Consider the following 16,378-nt stretch of genomic DNA (forward strand, 5'->3'; position numbering starts at 1 on the left):
ACCCTCGCCTTTTTATCATTAGGATCTAGTGGCTATGTCTGGCTTCTGCTAGTGTCTTGCAACATATTTCTGACGGGGGGTTGTTATGTCTAAAGTCTACATTGGTGGGTGTCTGTGTGGCTCGATCCGTTTCACAGCCAGCAGTCCTAATAATTCCCATACCTGCTCCTGCGATATATGCCGGAAACATACGGGCGCCCCTACCGTTGTCTGGATTGAGTTTGATGCAGAAAATGTAGAATGGACGGGAAAAGCCGGAAAACCGACAACCTGGCGCTCATCAGAAACGACCAGTCGGGCCTTTTGCCCTCAGTGCGGCAGTTCCGTGGGCGCCATTGATGACGCCCCGGTCATTGCGCTTTTAGCCGGTGCTTTTGACGATCCTAACGATGAAGACCTTGCGCCGGAGTTTCATTCGTTTTCCGATATGCAGCCCGCGTGGTGGCAAAACGAACGTCGCTAAGTGAGTTGATAGTGCTTATCCGGCATATGTTTTGCTGGCACATTTGTTTCATCATTCATTTGCAGTAAATCGATTTCGATTGCATTGCAAATCGCATCCAGCGGCAGGTCATTGTTCTCAGTACCAAACGGATCTTCAAGTTCTTCCGCAAGCGTATCGAGCGAGATAAAAGTATAGGAAATAAGCACTGAAATAAACGGTGTCATGTAGTGCAGATCCACCACCAGGGCGAATGGCAGCATGATACAGAACAGGTACACCGTGCGATGAAGGATCAAAGTATAAGCAAACGGGACCGGAGTATTCGCAATCCGCTCGCAACCTGCCAATACTGCCGACATATCATTTAATCTGTTGTTTAAACTATGAAATAATATATCGGACAGCTGCCCATCACGTCTGCGCACCGCCAACCACTCCCCCATCAACAACAAAATACGGTTTGCCGGGGATTGTGCGGCAAATACCGTTTGCAAATCTTTCTCGCTAAGATATTTCGCTAACGGCTTCGCCTGTGGGTTTCGACGTAACGTCATGCGTAAACAGTGAGCAAATGCAATTTGCAGACGCACAAGCTGTCCCAGTTCTGCATCGTCAGGTAACGTGGTTTTTACCTCACGCAGAAGCGATCGGGAAGCAATCATCAACTGCCCCCACAGGTGTCGGGCTTCAACGTAACGTGAGTAGCAGGCGTTATTGCGAAAACCTAAAAAGATCGCTATCGCCACGCCGAGAATGCTGAACGGCGCAAGGGTAAACTTAATGCCCAGCATCGTATACCAGGGCAACATGATAATAACGGCGATGGAAAGCAGGAAGTTCAGCAGCAGACGTGAAAAAATCTTGGATAATACGGAACCGTGCCAGACGAATATCAGGCGCATCCAGTGTTGTTGGGGACGAACGATCATGGTTATCTTCGGGAAAATGTGAAATCCGTCACATTAGACGCGATAGCGATCAATGTTGCAAGTTAATCGCAACATTATCCAAACAACTTTTGCCCTGCTTAAAACGAAGCCGCACGGAAGTCACAGACTGGGTTAATGACATATATAACCCAGTATGTTGTAACTAACTTATATCCAGAAAAAACCCGGCCTGAGCCGGGTTGTCGGTAGTCATCTTAGCACAGTGGCTTAACGGCTTCCCGCATACCTTTTGCCAGAATGGTATCCAGATCGGTAGAAACCTGTTCCACCAGTCCAGAAACTTGTGTCAGATCTTGCTCCCAGTGTTCTTTAACACCCAGTACAGATTTGACTAACGCTTCGGTGCTTATCTGGCGATCGCGATGCAGGGACCACAGCTGTTGAAAACGTTCTATCCAGTGCGCATCATCCTGAACCGGATAAGACTCACCGTGACGCTCTCCACGATAGAAAGCAATCAATGCAGCAAGCGCAAACGTCAAACGCGCTGGCAGTTTACCGCTGGCCTGTTGCCCTGCCAGCAGTTGCGGCAATATACGGGTGCGGAATTTGGTCATGCCATTCAGGGCAATAGACAACAGCTGATGTTTTATATAGGGGTTACAGAATCGACCGGTTACCGCGCTGGCAAAAGACGCCAGCTCATCACGAGGTAAATCCAGTACCGGAATGATCTCTTCATAAATAGCTTTTTCAACGAAGGCGCAAATTTCTGCGTCATTCATCGCCTCGCCCACGGTGTCCAACCCTGCCTGCCAGGCAACAGGAACCAGCGCAGTGTGAGCACCGTTGAGAATCGCCACTTTGCGCTCTTTGTACGGTTTGATGTCATCCACAATCAGGACATTCAGCGGATACTTATCCAGACGTAGTTCTGCGGCTAATGACTTCGGCCCCTGAATGACAAAAAGATAGAAATGTTCTGCCGTGTCGAGGAAAGCATCATGATAGCCCAGTTCAGCTTCGAGCTTAGCTACCTCATCACGCGGATAGCCGGTAACAATACGGTCCACCAGCGTAGAGCAAAATGCATTGGCCTGATCCAGCCACTGAATAAACGATTCCGGCAGCATCCATTCCTGAGCGTAGCGCAGAACCAGTTCACGCAGCGCATCGCCGTTATAATCAATCAGTTCGCAAGGGATGATAATCCAGCCTTTATCCAATGCGCCGTTAAAATAGCTGAAGCGTTCGAACAGCAGACGCGTCAGTTTAGCCGGATAACTTACCGCTGGCGCGTCGTCAAACTTATCGCCCGCGTGGTAACTGATACCTGCTTCCGTGGTGTTAGAGAACACAAAGCGCATATCAGGATTATGTGCCAGCTTCAGGAACTCATCGTATTCGCTATAGACGCTGATTTCACGGTTAACTGAACGAATTAGACGAGCATCGCTGACAGCCTCGCCCTTCTCATTCAAACCACGAATGATAGTAGTATAGAGGCCATCCTGCGTACTCAGCGATGGTGGGAAGGTACTTTCGATAGGACGAACAATGACCACACCAGCATTCAGATCGGTATGTTCGTTCAGCAGATCAACCTGCCAGTCTACAAAGGCGCGCAGGAAGTTTCCTTCACCAAACTGAATAATGCGTTCAGGATACTGAGCACCGGGGAAATCGCGACGATTTAGTGTTTGCACAATGGGTTCCCTTTATGATTAGTCATACAACCTAATTGAATTGGTCCAATAGGTTAGCAAACTTTAATACATTGAAACCCTGTTTTGATCAATCCCCGGCGACAAATTAGAGCGTTTTATAGAAAAGTGTGGTCCCGGTCAGTGTCCCATCGGGCATTTGGGCATAGTCAGGTATCACCCCGACCTTTTTCCACCCGCAATTGTGGTAGAACAACTCCGCGCCACTGCCCGTCGCCGTATCAAGCACCAGCAGCATTTTACCTTGTTGACGCGCGCAACTTTCCAGTTCGTTCATCAATTCACGAGCCAGGCCACCGCGTCGCGCTGAGGGGTGAACCAGCAGTTTGGCAACATCAGCACGATGAGGTTGATTTTCAGGTTGTTCGATAATGAGTTGGACGGTACCGACAAGCGTCCCCTGCGCGTTCTGCGTACCAAGAACGATCCGTTCTCCGCGAGAAACACTTTGCGCGACGTTCATCCAGAAAGGCTCTGATTTTTCGCGATTAAAGGGCAGCATAAAACTGATGGAGGCGCCGTCATTGACGCACCGTTCAAGAACATCGCTGAGCTCGTCGATTCGCGACAGAATCTGTGCAGCGCTCAGCACAAAGCAGTGTTTGCCGGAAGCCATGGTTTCTCCTTAGATTGACCCCTTCATACTGCTTTTAACAATTACACAACACAAGGGGTCATATCATAGGATAATGTTATCTATGGCTTGTTCATCTGAAGTACTAACCAGTGATAAATAACCGTGACAACGTAACGTTTTTGTTCATCGTTTAGCGCTACGCCCTGAGGTATATCATGCCATTTCGCCAGACACCCTCGACAGCACGTTGCCGTAGCATGTTGAGCGATAAATACCGGGTGACCGCGCATGGGAGTTTGTTTACCATCATTGGCGGGAAACGCAGGAGCCAGTCGTTTAGCAATAAAATCCGCAGCATGTTGTTCGATAACCGGCGCCCCTTTATCCAGACAATACTGCCTTTCTTTCTGACCAAGACGAAACCGCGAGCGAAACGTTGATTTCGCCAGCCGGGCAAAAAGAGGATCGAGCGTATTCATCAGTAAACCGAACGCCCCAGCTGTTGTGTTAATTGCTCCAGCACGGCGATACCGGCCAGTGAATTTCCCGCCGGGTCCAGTTCCGGACTCCAGACAGCAATCGCCATCTCGTGAGGCACGATCGCCACGATGCCGCCACCCACACCAGATTTCGCCGGAAGCCCGACTCGCCAGGCAAACTCCCCTGCGTTCTGATACATGCCGCTGGTCGCCATTAGCGCATTGATCTGCCTGGCCTGCATCGGCGTCACCACGGGTTCCGCAAGATGAAAGGCATGTCCTTGATTTGCCAAAAAGACAAAGGTTCGCGCCAACTCCACACAGCTCATTTTCAGCGCGCAGTAGTGAAAGTAATTTTGCAAAACGGTGGTCACGTCATGGTGAAAATTGCCGAAGGATTTCATCAGCCAGGCAATAGCGGCATTACGCGCCGAGTGCTCAAACTCTGATCGCGCGACCGCCGCATCATAAGCGATATCCGAAACACCGCTTAACGCCCGTACCACTTCCAGCATCCGTTGACGCGGTGCGCTTAGACGCCCTTGCAACATATCGCAAACCACCAGCGCCCCGGCGTTAATAAAGGGATTGCGAGGGATACCCTGCTCCATTTCCAACTGCACCAGGGAGTTAAAAGGATGCCCAGAAGGATCTTTACCGACACGCTGCCAAATCTCCTCTTCCTGATAGTGACGCATTGCTACGACCAGGCTGAGCACCTTTGAAATCGACTGAATAGAAAAACGTTCTTGCGCATCTCCCGCCTGATAGTGCTGTCCATCAACGGTACAGATAGCAATACCCAGTTTTGAACCGTCGACAGAGGCTAATGCCGGAATATAATCAGCGACTTTACCCTGACCAATCAGCGGACGAACCTGCTGCACAATGGTCTCTAAAATTGAATTGTCCATGGCCCTGGCCACAACATGCTCCTTGCTCGCAGGTATGAAAGGCCTGCGAGTATAACAGAGCTGAATACGCAGCGTCAGGCCGGAAGGCGGAATCTGGCCACGGCCTGCATAAGCTGGCGGGATTCATGGTGTAGCTGCAAGGAAGAGTCAGATGCAGCATTCACCAGTTCGCTGGTTTGCCGGGCTTCGCCGTTCAGGACATGCAGCTTTCGAGTCAACTGGTGAATATTATTCCCTTGATTTAAAGTTGCAGTCGAAATGTCGTTCAGCAACGCGCCAAGATTCTCAACCAGTGCGATAACCTGCTGCAAATTCTTATCCAGCCCGTTAACCGCGTGAAAGCCCTCTTCAATGCACTGTAACGAGTGTTTAATCAGTGTCTGAATGTTTTGCGTAGACTGACCGCTTTTTCGCGCCAGCAGCCCAACTTCTTTCGCAACCACGGCAAACCCGCGCCCTTGCTCCCCAGCATGTGCTGCCTCGATTGCCGCGTTAAGAGCCAGGATATTTGTCTGAAATGCAATGTTGTCGATAAGCGTTGTAATCCCTCGCATTTCAGACGAACGTGTCACAATCGCCTGCATTGACGTATTTACCGTCGCCATCATTCGGTCCCCGCCTGCCGCAACATCTCGCGCCTGCACAGCGCGTTGATTCGCCAGTTCAGCAAAGCCACTGTTATCCTCAACATGCATTTCCAGCAACGAAATATGCGATGTCACGCTGCTTAACTCTTCACTTTGTTTCGCCGACTGCTGATATAGCTGTTTATTGTTCTGCGCAAGTTCGTTGATATTTTCTACCATTGCAGTGGTGGCATCGTTCACCTGCTGCACCAGCGCGCAGAGACCTTGCTGCATTGCAGCAATACGCGAACTTAATTGCGTCACTTCCCGATTAAACTGACTCACCTGCGGGGCCGGGCGAGACAGGTCACCCGCTGCTAAAATATCGATATGATCGATCAGCCGTCGCAGTGGCATAATCACCCAACGGGACATACTGCGCCAGACCAGAAAGGCGATAACCACCAGCACGAGAGGAATAAACAAAAATAGATTCTGTAAACGCTCAAGACTGGTCAACAGCTGCTGACGCCCAGCTTCCGCATGTCGCCCACTGTTCTGCTGAAAGCGCGCGTAATTAGCGTTAAAGTCCGTCTGAAAGGCCTGCACGGGTACGGCAAAAAAAGCATCAATGGAACCTGACTGCATCAGCCCATCCGCCTGCTCCTGAATACCGCTATAAAAACGCTGATAGCTCTCCGTTAGATCCGGATCCGGCTGCGGTTTCATATCCCGCCAGGCATCCCATGCACTTTTTGACTGCGCCAGCGCCCGGTATGCCTCTTCCATTAACGGACGCCAACTCCCGTCCGAACCGGTGGCGGCATCCTGCATAAAATAAACTCCCGCACGGTTAAGTAAATCGCTGGCAGATAATAACGCCACCCGCGCTTCATCAACCTTCGCCTGCTGTATAAGCGCGAGTTGATTACGTCCTTCATTATGCTGTGCGCCGCTGACTGAGGCCGAAAGCATTAAGGAGGACGCGACCTGCAAAACAGAGAACAGCGCAATAATGCAAAAAATGCCGGTTAACAGACCAAACTGACGGGGAATAAGACGACGGAAAATTTGCGTTATGTTCATATTACTCTTCTGTATCAAAGCGTTAGACGCGAGTGTACGGAGAGTAAATGACAGAAAAATTGCAGAAATAAGACAGGTGCCTCCAGCGGAGACACCTACACCATCAAAGGCGGTTTTTCCAGACGGTCTGCACGTTACAAAACTCATGCAGACCAAAGTGCGAAAGCTCTCGGCCAAAACCACTTTTCTTCACACCGCCAAACGCAACGCGGGCATCGCTGGCACTGTAGCCATTGATGAATACGCCACCACACTCCAGGCGCGACGCCATCTTCTTCGCCAGCACTTCATCCGCAGTAAACACCGTGGCAGATAAGCCGAAATCACTGTCATTCGCCAGCGCTAAGGCATGTTCCGCATTCTTCGCCACAGTAATTGCCGCAACCGGACCAAACAGCTCCTGGCGGAACGCCGTCATCTCTGGAGTAACATCGCCCAGTACCGTCACGGCATAGTAATTACCATGTCCCGCAATTTTTTCCCCGCCGAGAAGTAACCGCGCCCCTTCGGCAAGGGTGGCTTCAACCTGCTGGTGCAGCTCTTCACGCAGATCAAATCGCGCCATTGGCCCCAGATCGTTTTCTTCGTTCAGCGGATCGCCCATTTTGAGCGCGCTCGCAGCGGCCACAAAGCGTGAAGTAAATTCTGCCGCTATCCCTTCTTCGATAATAAAGCGTTTGGCTGCCGCACAAACCTGCCCGGTGTTCTGATAACGCCCGGTGACCGCCGCCTTAACGGCCAGATCGAGGTCTGCATCATTAAGGACAATAAACGGATCGGAGCCCCCCAGTTCAAGAACGCATTTTTTCAACGCGGCCCCCGCCTGGGCGCCAATCGCCGCACCAGCACGAACACTACCCGTCACCGTTACCGCAGTGATACGCGGGTCATTGATCATCTGACTGACCCCTGCGTTATCGGCATTCACCCAACCATAAACCCCCGCGGGTACACCCGCATCAGCGAAAACCTGCGCAATAATTGCAGCACAGCCGGTTACGTTAGGCGCATGCTTTAACAGGTAACCATTTCCGGCCAACAGAATCGGGACGGCACCTCGCATTACCTGCCAGAGTGGGAAGTTCCACGGCATGATCGCCAGAATAGTTCCTACCGGACGATACTCAATCACCGCCTGGTTGTTCTCCACCAGCGTGGGTTCCGGACTGAGCATCGCCGGTCCATGCTCGGCGTACCAGTCACACAACGCAGCTGACTTAGCGACTTCAGCACGCGCCTGCTTAATGGGTTTACCCATTTCACGTGAGATACACTGCGCCATCTCTTCCGCACGATGGCGTAGAGCTTGCCCAATATGGCGTAGCATTTGCGCACGGTGCTCAACGGAAGTTTGTTTCCATTCGCTATAGCCATTCGCTGCAAGGTTCAGCGCATGATCAATCTCTTCCACACTGGCCCACGGCGTCGCCGTCAGTCTTTCACCGCTGGTAGGGTCAATGGAAATCGCATGTGTTGCTGCTGTGATAGTCATTAAGTGCCTCTCTTTATCGCAGGGTATGGTTATATCATGAGCATATTTACTCTTTCTGAAAAATGAATAATATTAACCATACCATTCACGAATAGAGAAAATTATGGATCTGACGCAGCTGGAAATGTTTAATGCCGTCGCGGAGACTGGCAGTATTACGCAGGCCGCCGCGAAGGTTCATCGCGTGCCATCTAATCTCACCACCCGTATACGTCAGCTTGAAGCCGACCTGGGCGTTGATCTGTTTATTCGTGAAAACCAGCGTCTGCGGCTTTCCCCATCCGGGCACAACTTTTTGCGCTACAGCCAGCGGATCCTAGCGCTGGTTGAGGAAGCCAGGATGGTCGTCGCCGGGGATGAGCCGCAAGGACTCTTCTCTCTCGGCTCGCTTGAAAGTACAGCAGCAGTACGCATCCCCGCCACGCTGGCTGAATATAACCAGCGTTACCCCAAAATTCAGTTCGCGTTAGCGACGGGTCCTTCAGGCACAATGCTGGACGGCGTGCTCGACGGTACATTGAACGCTGCCTTTGTCGATGGCCCTATTACCCATCCAGGCCTTGAAGGAATGCCGGTCTACCGTGAAGAGATGATGATTGTCACTCCTAACGGTCATCCCCCCATTCAGCGGGCCAGCGACGTCAACGGTTGCAGTATTTACGCCTTTCGCGCCAACTGTTCCTATCGCCGCCATTTTGAAAGCTGGTTTCATGCCGATCGCGCCATGCCCGGCACCATTCACGAAATGGAGTCATATCACGGTATGTTGGCCTGCGTCATTGCCGGAGCGGGTATCGCACTGATCCCGCGTTCGATGCTGGAGAGCATGCCAGGGCATCATCAGGTCAACGCCTGGCCGCTAAGCGAGAACTGGCGCTGGCTGAATACATGGCTGGTCTGGCGCAGAGGTGCAATGACGCGGCAACTGGAAGCGTTTATTGAGGTGTTGAACCCTCAGTTATCACAAAGCCCGGAGTAACTTGCGATCCTCAAAGAACATGAATAACTGTATATCCGGGTGAAGTCATACCCCCGGAATTTCATTATTATTGAAATACTTAAAAATATGAGGAATGTTCGGCAGTAAATTATAGCGCCCTACCAATGAAATGAGATCCGCATCACAAAATGATTGTATTTTCGCCAGCAAACGTTTTAAGATCGTGGCCTTACCTTTTCGCAGCTAATCCTCTTATTTGATATGACAACAGACACTGTTTCCCGCAAGGTCGCGTGGCTACGGGTAGTTACGCTTGCCATTGCCGGTTTTATTTTCAATACCACAGAGTTTGTCCCTGTCGGTTTGCTTTCCGACATCGCACAAAGCTTCAATATGCAGACCGCTCAGGTCGGGATCATGCTGACGATCTACGCCTGGGTTGTTGCCCTGATGTCGCTCCCCTTCATGTTACTTACCAGTCAGGTGGAGCGCCGAAAACTTCTGATCTGTCTGTTTGTTGTGTTTATCGCCAGCCATGTGCTCTCTTTCCTGGCATGGAATTTTACCGTGTTGGTAATTAGCCGTATTGGTATTGCCTTTGCGCACGCTATTTTCTGGTCGATCACCGCATCGCTGGCAATTCGCCTGGCTCCTGCCGGGAAACGTGCACAGGCTCTCAGCCTGATTGCCACTGGCACTGCGCTGGCGATGGTATTGGGGCTGCCCATCGGGCGTATCGTCGGTCAGTATTTTGGCTGGCGCACAACCTTCTTCGCCATCGGTATGGGGGCGTTAGTTACCCTGCTTTGCCTGATTAAGCTCCTGCCCAAACTACCCAGTGAGCACTCCGGCTCTTTAAAAAGCCTGCCCGTGTTATTCCATCGCCCGGCATTGATGAGTCTGTATCTACTGACGGTGATTGTGGTCACCGCGCACTATACGGCCTACAGCTATATCGAGCCGTTCGTGCAGACCGTCGCGGGCCTGAGCGCAAATTTTGCTACTGTCTTATTGCTGGTTCTGGGTGGTGCGGGAATTGTCGGTAGCGTCATTTTCGGTAAGCTGGGTAATCTGCATGCGTCCGTACTGATTAGCAGTGCCATTGCCCTGTTGACGATATGCCTGGTACTGTTACTTCCCGCCGCTGACAGCGAAATGCACCTTGCCATCTTGAGTATTTTCTGGGGCGTCGCCATCATGCTGATAGGCCTGGGTATGCAGGTGAAAGTGCTGGCGCTTGCTCCGGATGCGACTGACGTCGCAATGGCGCTGTTCTCAGGAATCTTTAATATCGGTATTGGCGCTGGCGCGCTGGTAGGCAATCAGGTGAGTTTGCACTGGTCAATGTCTACGATTGGTTACGTCGGCGCAGTGCCTGCCGTTGCCGCGTTGATATGGTCGGTGATTATCTTTCGTAAATGGCCGGTATCACTGGAAGAACAGCCTCAGCATTCATAAAAAATATGCCCGGTAAATATTACCGGGCATAGTGTTTTAAGCGTAGGTTTTGATAATTTCCAGCACGCCGTTAATAATAAACTGCACGCCCATACACACCAGCAGGAAGCCCATCAAACGAGAAATCGCTTCGATACCACCTTTACCGACCAGCCGCATGATCCCCCCGGAACTGCGCAAACAGCCCCACAGGATAATCCCGACAACCGCAAAAATAATCGGCGGCGCGATCATTATCACCCAGTCCGGAAATTCGGAGCCATGACGCACGGTTGACGCGGAGCTGATGATCATCGCAATCGTCCCCGGACCGGCAGTGCTTGGCATAGCCAGCGGTACAAAAGCGATATTGGCCGTCGGTTCGTCTTCCAGCTCTTCAGACTTGCTTCTCGCTTCCGGAGAATCATGCGCCTTCTGCTGTGGAAACAGCATCCGGAAGCCGATAAACGCAACGATTAACCCACCCGCAATACGTAACCCGGGAATCGAAATCCCGAACGTATTCATTACCACCTGCCCGGCGTAGTACGCCACCATCATAATGGCAAATACATAGACAGATGCCATGAGTGACTGACGGTTACGCTCTGCGCTGTTCATATTGCCGGCGAGGCCAAGGAACAACGCCACGGTGGTTAACGGGTTTGCCAACGGTAACAGGACTACCAGCCCCAGTCCTATTGCTTTAAACAAGTCCATCATAATGTCATCTTTCCTGTGCGTTAATCGTCAGCGGCAAGTATACGGTGAAATCCGCGAGATAAGCCATTTTCGTGATGTAAGGATTCATTTTTCATCCGCACGTATAAACCATAATTATCAAACCGTTAAAATTCCACTTGCCAGGTATTGAGTCTGATGATTTAGCAAAACGTGGCATTTGCGGATCCATTCGTTTGACTTATATTTGCCTAAGCAATAATATCAGCCGTGACTAACTACTTGCCAGGGCAACCATTGTGAAAAACACCAGTGATCTGTTTAACGAAATCATCCCACTGGGTCGTTTGATCTATATGGTTAATCAGAAAAAAGATCGTTTGCTAAACGACTATCTGTCACCGCTGGATATCACGGCATCGCAGTTCAAGGTGCTCTGCTCCATCCGTTGCGCGGTGTGCATCACCCCTGTCGAATTGAAAAAAGTGCTGTCTGTCGACCTTGGCGCCCTGACGCGGATGCTGGACAGACTGGCCTGTAAAGGCTGGATAGAAAGGCTTCCGAATCCACATGATAAGCGTGGCGTGCTGGTGAAACTCACCGAGCATGGCGCAGCAATTTGCGAGCAGTGTCATCAATTAGTAGGGCAAGACCTGCACCAGGAACTAACAAAAAACTTAACGGCGGATGAAGTAGCCACACTTGAGCACTTGCTTAAGAGAATCCTGCCGTAAACAGAAAGAGGTATGACGATGTCCAGACGCAATACTGACACAATCACTATTCATAGCATTTTGGACTGGATCGAAAATAATCTTGAATCGCCGCTCTCGCTGGAAAAAGTGTCTGAGCGTTCAGGTTACTCCAAATGGCACCTGCAACGGATGTTTAAAAAAGAAACCGGTCATTCACTGGGTCAATACATTCGCAGCCGTAAAATGACTGAAATAGCGCAAAAATTAAAAGAGAGTAACGAGCCCATTCTTTATCTGGCAGAGCGTTACGGTTTTGAGTCTCAGCAGACGCTGACCCGGACATTCAAAAACTATTTTGATGTTCCGCCGCACAAATACCGTATGACGAATATGCATGGCGAATCGCGCTATTTGCTTCCACTCAATCAATGTAATTGCTAATCGCCAGTTAACGACGTAACCGAGGAAATCATGAAACTTCTGTCTTATGCGATGCTGGCCCTGCTTTTTGTTGTTTCGGGTCAGAGCATGGCGGAACAGACCGCGCAACCTGCCACACAGAACAGTCGCGACGCGATGATTATGCCCCCTGCGCACGATCAGTCCCCGTTCGATTTTAATCATATGGGTGCAGGCAGCGACAAGTCCGACGAATTAGGTGTGCCTTATTACAATATGCGCAACCTGTAATTATATTGCCCCGCTACTGCGTAATACTTGTCAGTTAACGAACCGGAGGTAATAAATCTGTTGCCTCTGTCGCATTGTTACGTTCACCTTATATTTTTCACTTATCTGAAACCAGATTGCCTGTGAACGTGTTAAGGGTACTATCGCCGTACCCTTAACAATCCCGGCTCCCGGCGGGAAAATTGCCACTTCGTGGTTCCCTCCGATTATTCCTTCAGGCTTTCGGGCCGGGCGCGAGGCAACTTCCCTGTAAAGCGCGCCCTGAGCCAGCATCCATGCTGGCTCTCCCGGCCTTACGGAAACACGTCGGCAATTTTCAGCCGGACCAGTCCACACCTGTCCACCTGCGTTTTTTGTTTGAACAGCAAAACAGATTTAACTGGAAGTCAGAGAGTTGAAGCGATACCCCCGGTCCGGCTGAAAATCGATGAGGCGTTGACGGCTGACCGGGTCTGCCCGCAGGGATGCGGGCAGAGGGGACGGCCTGCAGGGACGCAGGCTCGGCCCCGACCCGACAGGCAGACGGAATAAGACGAATACATCGCGCAGCGACGATTTTCCCGCCGGGAGCCTGGGTTGCAAGGGAGGCGGCGGTGAGCCTCCCTTGCACGTTCACGGATATCAGTGCCTCAGAGAAGTTATGCCGCTGAGGTGAACGGAACCCTGATCCTGAATTACATGTTCTCAATAATGCTTAACTGACGCAGGCATCACCCGTCACTGCGGGGCTTTTTTTAGCCCCTCACCGACGCAACTTTACGCAACCGAAAACCAAACACATTGATATACAGTCCAGCCATGATCAGTAGCGCGCCAAGTAGCTGTAATCCGCTAAGCGTTTCGTCCAGCAGTACGGCCGCACTCGCCAGACCGACAACCGGCACCAACAGCGATAGCGGCGCTACCCGCCAGGTCTCATAGCGTCCGAGTAACGAACCCCAGATGCCATAACCCACAATGGTCGCCACGAACGCCAGATACACCAGTGACAAAATGGTTGTCATATCTATCGCCACCAGACTTTGGGTAATTTGCGCTGGACCATCGAGAAGTAATGAGGCCAGGAAGAACGGAACAATGGGGATTAACGCGCTCCATACCACCAACGACATAACGGCCGGACGCGATGTATGCTGCATGATTTTTTTGTTAAAGATATTGCCGCAGGCCCAGCTTAGCGCCGCCGCCAGCGTCAGCATAAAACCGAGCATGCCAACATGCTGACCGTTCAGACTGGCTTCAATCAGTACCAGCACACCAAATACCGCCAGCGCAATTCCTACCAGCTGTTTACCCTGCAGACGTTCGCCAAAGGCGAATGCCCCCAGAATGATGGTGAAAAACGCCTGAGCCTGTAATACCAGAGAAGCTAACCCGGCAGGCATACCAAATTTGATGGCGCTGAAGAGAAACGCGAACTGTCCAAAACTAATTGTCAGGCCGTAGCCGAGTAAAAGCGAAAGCGGAATTTTCGGGCGGGCAACAAAAAAAATCGCCGGGAACGCCACCAACAAAAAGCGTAACCCTGCCAACATCAACGGCGGCATATTGTGCAAACCCACTTTAATGACAACAAAGTTCAGTCCCCAAACCACAACGACCAGTAACGCCAATAACCCGTCTTTACGCGACATACCACCGCCCCTGCAAATATTAAATTTTTGTAAACAAGTTAAAGTAACGGAAATCGTTGTACCGTAACAGATCATTAATTCAGGTAGGCCACACAGGGCATTTTCGGACAACTTATTGGGTGTACATCACACTTTTAGCATGCTATTTGTTTCTGATATCTAAAAAAAACATAACAACATGCATTGTCGGGCAGGAAAATGAATATCTCTCTGAGAAGGTCCACTCTCGCGTTACTTGCGTCATCTTTGTTATTAACCATTGGTCGTGGCGCCACGCTGCCATTTATGACGATTTACCTCAGTCGACAGTATCAACTGAGCGTCGACCTGATCGGTTATGCGATGACGGTTGCACTGACCATAGGCGTCGTCTTCAGCCTTGGCTTTGGTATTCTGGCCGACAAGTTCGATAAAAAACGCTATATGTTGCTGGCTATCTGCGGCTTTGCCTCCGGCTTTATTGCTATTCCGCTGGTGCATAACGTCGTGATAGTGGTTTTGCTCTTTGCCCTGATCAACTGCGCCTACTCCGTCTTCGCCACGGTGCTGAAAGCCTGGTTTGCCGATAACTTGTCTGCGACCAACAAAACGAAAATTTTCTCACTTAACTATACCGTGCTGAACATCGGCTGGACCGTTGGTCCGCCGCTGGGTACGCTGCTGGTTATGCAAAGCATTAACCTGCCGTTCTGGCTGGCTGCCGCCTGTTCTGCGCTACCTCTGGTGTTTATCCAGACGTGGGTAAAACGTTCACCAGCAACCGCAGAAGGTGTAAATGCCGCTGTTTGGTCCCCTTCAGTACTGCTGCGCGACAGAGCATTATTCTGGTTTACGCTGTCAGCATTTTTGGCATCATTCGTTGGCGGTGCCTTTGCATCCTGTATTTCGCAATACGTTATGGTGGTTGCAAACGGCGATTTTGCCGAGAAAGTGGTGGCAGTCGTCCTGCCCGTCAACGCCGCCATCGTAGTATCACTGCAATACGCACTTGGTCGCAGGCTCAACGCCACGAATATCCGCCCGTTAATGACATTGGGTACAGTCTTCTTTGTCGTTGGCCTGGTTGGTTTCGCTTTCTCCGGCAACAGTCTGTTGTTATGGGGAATTTCTGCTGCCTTTTTCACTATCGGCGAAGTCATCTACGCGCCGGGTGAATACATGCTTATCGACAACATCGCGCCAGCAGGTATGAAAGCCAGCTATTTTTCCGCCCAGTCGTTAGGCTGGCTTGGCGCAGCGGTTAACCCATTAGTCAGCGGCGTCATTTTAACCACATTGCCACCATGGTCGCTGTTTGTGGCGCTGATAGTGGCGATCGTTCTTGCCTGGGCGCTAATGATAAAAGGCATGCGCGCCAAACCCTGGGGCCAGACGGCGGTCTGCTAGTTATTATGTTCGTGACAGAGCCACAGTCGCTCTGTCGCATACCTCAGATAGCAACCAGTCCCCGAACGCCCTCGGACTCCATATTTTTACCGTCGCCGCTTTGAATAATGCTGCCCCGCGACATCAACAGGTATTTGTCGGCGAGCTGTTCGGCAAAATCATAGAACTGCTCCACCAGTAAAATGGCCATGTCACCGCGATGCGCCAGTTGAGAAATCACCTGACCAATCTCTTTAATCACCGACGGCTGGATCCCCTCGGTAGGCTCATCAAGGATCAATAATTGTGGGCGACTTGCCAGTGCTCGTCCAATCGCCAGTTGCTGCTGCTGCCCGCCGGACAAATCTCCGCCCCGCCGATGCTTCATTTCCTGTAAAACCGGAAAGAGCGCGTAAATATCATCCGGCACATGTCGGGCCTCCGGTGCTGAAAAACGGGAAAGGCCGAGCAGCAGATTCTCTTCTACCGTCAAACGCGGAAAAATATCACGCCCCTGCGGGACATACGCCACACCGGCCCTGACCCGCTGATGCGGCTTCCATTGAGTGACATTTTTCTCCTGCCAGAGCACGCTTCCGCTGCGGGCCGGAATAAGCCCCATCAGACACTTAAGTAGCGTTGTTTTCCCCACGCCGTTACGCCCCAGCAGACATGTCACCTCACCGATACGCGCTTCAAAGTTCACCCCGCGCAGAATATGACTGCCGCCATAATATTGATTCAGTTCTTTCACCTGCAGCAT

Annotated in this window: 17 protein-coding genes; 7 read left to right on the plus strand and 10 right to left on the minus strand. The window is 51.1% G+C overall.

Annotated features, from left to right (window positions below; genetic code table 11):
• Window positions 1-85: 85 nt before the first annotated feature.
• Complete coding sequence (locus tag OGX67_RS16490) at window positions 86-463, plus strand: GFA family protein (protein ID WP_003032441.1); 378 nt, start codon at window positions 86-88, stop codon at window positions 461-463.
• On the opposite strand, the gene OGX67_RS16495 is transcribed toward OGX67_RS16490, so the two are convergent.
• The 7 genes from OGX67_RS16495 to sad form a co-directional block, all read right to left on the minus strand.
• Window positions 460-1,374, minus strand: coding sequence for a bestrophin family protein (locus OGX67_RS16495; protein ID WP_257651485.1), 915 nt, complete (start codon window positions 1,372-1,374; stop codon window positions 460-462). The two genes, OGX67_RS16490 and OGX67_RS16495, sit on opposite strands and share 4 nt — an antisense overlap.
• Before the next feature lie 215 nt (window positions 1,375-1,589).
• On the minus strand, window positions 1,590-3,041 hold the full coding sequence (locus OGX67_RS16500; RefSeq protein WP_257651484.1) for a tagaturonate reductase: 1,452 nt from the start codon (window positions 3,039-3,041) through the stop codon (window positions 1,590-1,592).
• A gap of 106 nt (window positions 3,042-3,147) precedes the next feature.
• The gene (locus OGX67_RS16505) at window positions 3,148-3,675 is read right to left on the minus strand and encodes a GNAT family N-acetyltransferase (RefSeq protein WP_257651483.1); all 528 of its coding nucleotides are present in this window, start codon (window positions 3,673-3,675) and stop codon (window positions 3,148-3,150) included.
• Between the two features lie 80 nt (window positions 3,676-3,755).
• Window positions 3,756-4,115, minus strand: coding sequence for a DUF4186 domain-containing protein (locus OGX67_RS16510; protein ID WP_003836300.1), 360 nt, complete (start codon window positions 4,113-4,115; stop codon window positions 3,756-3,758).
• On the minus strand, window positions 4,115-5,041 hold the full coding sequence (glsB, locus tag OGX67_RS16515) for a glutaminase B (protein WP_071696093.1): 927 nt from the start codon (window positions 5,039-5,041) through the stop codon (window positions 4,115-4,117). The genes OGX67_RS16510 and glsB overlap by 1 nt, the downstream gene beginning before the upstream one ends.
• Before the next feature lie 62 nt (window positions 5,042-5,103).
• On the minus strand, window positions 5,104-6,681 hold the full coding sequence (locus tag OGX67_RS16520) for a methyl-accepting chemotaxis protein (RefSeq protein ID WP_257651482.1): 1,578 nt from the start codon (window positions 6,679-6,681) through the stop codon (window positions 5,104-5,106).
• Between the two features lie 103 nt (window positions 6,682-6,784).
• On the minus strand, window positions 6,785-8,173 hold the full coding sequence (sad, locus tag OGX67_RS16525) for a succinate-semialdehyde dehydrogenase (protein ID WP_257651481.1): 1,389 nt from the start codon (window positions 8,171-8,173) through the stop codon (window positions 6,785-6,787).
• Between the two features lie 103 nt (window positions 8,174-8,276).
• Here sad and ptrR point away from each other — a divergent pair, with 103 nt between their 5' ends.
• The gene (ptrR, locus tag OGX67_RS16530) at window positions 8,277-9,152 is read left to right on the plus strand and encodes a putrescine utilization regulator PtrR (protein WP_003032431.1); all 876 of its coding nucleotides are present in this window, start codon (window positions 8,277-8,279) and stop codon (window positions 9,150-9,152) included.
• A gap of 222 nt (window positions 9,153-9,374) precedes the next feature.
• Window positions 9,375-10,571, plus strand: a complete 1,197-nt coding sequence (locus tag OGX67_RS16535; protein ID WP_003032430.1) for a sugar transporter — start codon at window positions 9,375-9,377, stop codon at window positions 10,569-10,571.
• 36 nt (window positions 10,572-10,607) lie between these two features.
• Here the strand turns inward: OGX67_RS16535 and OGX67_RS16540 are convergent, their stop codons facing one another.
• Window positions 10,608-11,273, minus strand: a complete 666-nt coding sequence (locus OGX67_RS16540; RefSeq protein WP_003032428.1) for a MarC family NAAT transporter — start codon at window positions 11,271-11,273, stop codon at window positions 10,608-10,610.
• A 257-nt stretch (window positions 11,274-11,530) separates the two neighbouring features.
• On the opposite strand from OGX67_RS16540, the gene marR reads away from it, so the two are divergent.
• The 3 genes from marR to marB are packed head-to-tail and all read left to right on the plus strand — an operon-like array spanning window position 11,531 to window position 12,616.
• Window positions 11,531-11,965, plus strand: a complete 435-nt coding sequence (gene marR / locus OGX67_RS16545) for a multiple antibiotic resistance transcriptional regulator MarR (protein WP_003832935.1) — start codon at window positions 11,531-11,533, stop codon at window positions 11,963-11,965.
• An 18-nt stretch (window positions 11,966-11,983) separates the two neighbouring features.
• Window positions 11,984-12,367, plus strand: coding sequence for an MDR efflux pump AcrAB transcriptional activator MarA (marA, locus tag OGX67_RS16550; protein ID WP_003032424.1), 384 nt, complete (start codon window positions 11,984-11,986; stop codon window positions 12,365-12,367).
• A 30-nt stretch (window positions 12,368-12,397) separates the two neighbouring features.
• Window positions 12,398-12,616 carry a multiple antibiotic resistance protein MarB gene (marB, locus tag OGX67_RS16555; RefSeq protein WP_003832934.1) on the plus strand — a complete coding sequence of 73 codons (219 nt, stop codon included), beginning with the start codon at window positions 12,398-12,400 and terminating at the stop codon, window positions 12,614-12,616.
• A gap of 734 nt (window positions 12,617-13,350) precedes the next feature.
• Here marB and eamA read toward each other — a convergent pair.
• Entirely contained in the window at window positions 13,351-14,250 is a 900-nt protein-coding gene (gene eamA, locus OGX67_RS16560; RefSeq protein WP_088902266.1) for an O-acetylserine/cysteine exporter, read from the minus strand.
• Window positions 14,251-14,448: 198 nt separating this feature from the next.
• Between eamA and ydeE the strand changes: the two genes are divergently transcribed.
• The gene (ydeE, locus tag OGX67_RS16565; protein WP_257651480.1) at window positions 14,449-15,636 is read left to right on the plus strand and encodes an efflux MFS transporter YdeE; all 1,188 of its coding nucleotides are present in this window, start codon (window positions 14,449-14,451) and stop codon (window positions 15,634-15,636) included.
• Window positions 15,637-15,679: 43 nt separating this feature from the next.
• Here the strand turns inward: ydeE and urtE are convergent, their stop codons facing one another.
• Entirely contained in the window at window positions 15,680-16,378 is a 699-nt protein-coding gene (gene urtE, locus OGX67_RS16570; RefSeq protein WP_054528371.1) for an urea ABC transporter ATP-binding subunit UrtE, read from the minus strand.

It is taken from the genome of Citrobacter sp. Cf118 (assembly GCF_030334095.1).
In the GTDB taxonomy this organism is placed as follows: domain Bacteria; phylum Pseudomonadota; class Gammaproteobacteria; order Enterobacterales; family Enterobacteriaceae; genus Citrobacter; species Citrobacter freundii.

Coding starts and splice junctions, on each gene's coding strand:
- OGX67_RS16490 (WP_003032441.1), top strand. CDS start 86: ATGTCTAAAGTCTACATTGGTGGGTGTCTGTGTGGCTCGATCCGTTTC.
- OGX67_RS16495 (WP_257651485.1), bottom strand. CDS start 1,374: ATGATCGTTCGTCCCCAACAACACTGGATGCGCCTGATATTCGTCTGG.
- OGX67_RS16505 (WP_257651483.1), bottom strand. CDS start 3,675: ATGGCTTCCGGCAAACACTGCTTTGTGCTGAGCGCTGCACAGATTCTG.
- OGX67_RS16510 (WP_003836300.1), bottom strand. CDS start 4,115: ATGAATACGCTCGATCCTCTTTTTGCCCGGCTGGCGAAATCAACGTTT.
- OGX67_RS16520 (WP_257651482.1), bottom strand. CDS start 6,681: ATGAACATAACGCAAATTTTCCGTCGTCTTATTCCCCGTCAGTTTGGT.
- sad (WP_257651481.1), bottom strand. CDS start 8,173: ATGACTATCACAGCAGCAACACATGCGATTTCCATTGACCCTACCAGC.
- ptrR (WP_003032431.1), top strand. CDS start 8,277: ATGGATCTGACGCAGCTGGAAATGTTTAATGCCGTCGCGGAGACTGGC.
- OGX67_RS16535 (WP_003032430.1), top strand. CDS start 9,375: ATGACAACAGACACTGTTTCCCGCAAGGTCGCGTGGCTACGGGTAGTT.
- OGX67_RS16540 (WP_003032428.1), bottom strand. CDS start 11,273: ATGATGGACTTGTTTAAAGCAATAGGACTGGGGCTGGTAGTCCTGTTA.
- marA (WP_003032424.1), top strand. CDS start 11,984: ATGTCCAGACGCAATACTGACACAATCACTATTCATAGCATTTTGGAC.
- marB (WP_003832934.1), top strand. CDS start 12,398: ATGAAACTTCTGTCTTATGCGATGCTGGCCCTGCTTTTTGTTGTTTCG.
- eamA (WP_088902266.1), bottom strand. CDS start 14,250: ATGTCGCGTAAAGACGGGTTATTGGCGTTACTGGTCGTTGTGGTTTGG.
- ydeE (WP_257651480.1), top strand. CDS start 14,449: ATGAATATCTCTCTGAGAAGGTCCACTCTCGCGTTACTTGCGTCATCT.
- urtE (WP_054528371.1), bottom strand. CDS start 16,378: ATGCTGCAGGTGAAAGAACTGAATCAATATTATGGCGGCAGTCATATT.